Annotated in this window: 1 protein-coding gene; it reads left to right on the forward strand. The window is 56.9% G+C overall.

Annotated elements, in window-relative coordinates; all coding sequences use genetic code 11:
• Window positions 1-50 precede the first annotated feature (50 nt).
• Window positions 51-1,019: an IS30 family transposase gene (locus THS27_RS26270; protein ID WP_085595963.1), complete on the forward strand. Its 969-nt coding sequence runs from the start codon at window positions 51-53 to the stop codon at window positions 1,017-1,019.
• Window positions 1,020-1,026 lie beyond the last annotated feature (7 nt).

Genomic DNA, 1,026 nt, shown 5'->3' on the forward strand with positions numbered 1-1,026 from the left:
GCTAGATTCTAGAACCAAGTGCAACACCCAACGATTAAGTTGGGATTGCAATGGAACAATATTACAGTCAGATCAGCCTGGAAGAACGCTGTGAGATATACCGTCTGCGCGCAGAGGGTATATCTCAAAACGGGATTGCCCGCCGTCTTGGTCGGCACCCGTCCACCATCGGGCGCGAGATACGGAGAAACAGTCTGCCTCGATCCGGATACAAACCCTCAAGCGCGGATCGCATGTCCTGGGCCCGGCGTCTGCGGGGCAGCAAGATTGAACGCCGCAGCCCGCTGAAGAGCCATATCCTTGAAAGCCTTGCAATGGAACGATCACCGGAACAGATCGTCGGCAGGCTGCGACGGGAGGGATCATCGCACAGGGTGAGCGTTGAGACAATCTATGCCTGGGCACACAGCCAGGCGGGCCGACGGGAGGGGGCGCACAAGCTTCTGCCCTATGGCAAGTCACGACGTGGGCGCCGGGCGAGAAAGACCATGCGGCTGCCACCAATCCCGAACAGGATGTCTATCCATGAACGGCCAGAGGCCGCCAATGAGCGCAGCGAGCCCGGCCATTGGGAAGGTGATCTGATGCTGTTTGGCGGCCAGCGCGAAGTGCTCCTGACCATGACTGAACGCAAAAGCCGCTTGCTGTTGGCCCGAAAGCTGCCTGACCGCAAGGCGGAAACAACGGCAAACACCATGACGTCGATCCTGCTGCATGTCCCGGAGATAACCAGAAAAACCATAACCTTTGACAATGGGGGTGAGTTCTATGCTCACCAGAAACTCCCCTTGCAGGCTTATTTTTGCGACCCGCACAGCCCATGGCAGCGCGGCTCTGTTGAGAATGCCAACGGCGTCCTCCGCCGCAGCCTGCCAAGAAAAACCAGGATCAGCAAATGGAGCGACAATGACATCGACGACATCATATGGACCTACAACACCACTCCTCGAAAATGCCTCGGGTTCCTAACCCCTTTGGAGGCCTTCGCTATAGACCAAGGTGTTGCACTTGAATTTTGAATCCAGC

Origin of the sequence: Thalassospira sp. MCCC 1A01428 (assembly GCF_002115825.1) — a bacterium.
In the GTDB taxonomy this organism is placed as follows: Bacteria; Pseudomonadota; Alphaproteobacteria; order Rhodospirillales; family Thalassospiraceae; genus Thalassospira.